Below are 302 nucleotides of genomic sequence, written 5' to 3'. Positions count from 1 at the left end.
AGATCACGACCGACGGCAAGCCGCGGCTGACGGGGATAAGCAAGCGCGGGAGCACCTACATGCGCGTGCTGTTGATCCACGGTGCGCGAGCCGCACTGCCGCACCTGGCGCGAATGGACACCCAACTCGGCGCCTGGCTGCAGGCACTGCTACAGCGCGCCAAGCGCAACGTGGTGGTCGTTGCGCTTGCCAACAAGCTGGCCCGGATCGCCTGGGCTGCGATGTCAAGCAACGCCCCTATGAAGCCGTAACGAGGGGTAACGAGTTGGTCGAGCGGGTGCGCCCCGGCAACTGCTCGGCCG

General features: G+C 66.9%; 1 pseudogene. It reads left to right on the top strand.

The window, feature by feature from the left end:
- Nucleotides 1–251, top strand: a pseudogene (locus tag EN851_RS35385) (IS110 family transposase); the annotation flags it as partial.
- Nucleotides 252–302: the final 51 nt, after the last annotated feature.

Origin of the sequence: Mesorhizobium sp. M8A.F.Ca.ET.208.01.1.1 (genome assembly GCF_004791315.1) — a bacterium.
Lineage (GTDB): Bacteria > Pseudomonadota > Alphaproteobacteria > Rhizobiales > Rhizobiaceae > Mesorhizobium.
Note: the sequence above shows the minus strand (reverse complement) of the source record. Positions and strands in the feature narration are given on the sequence as shown.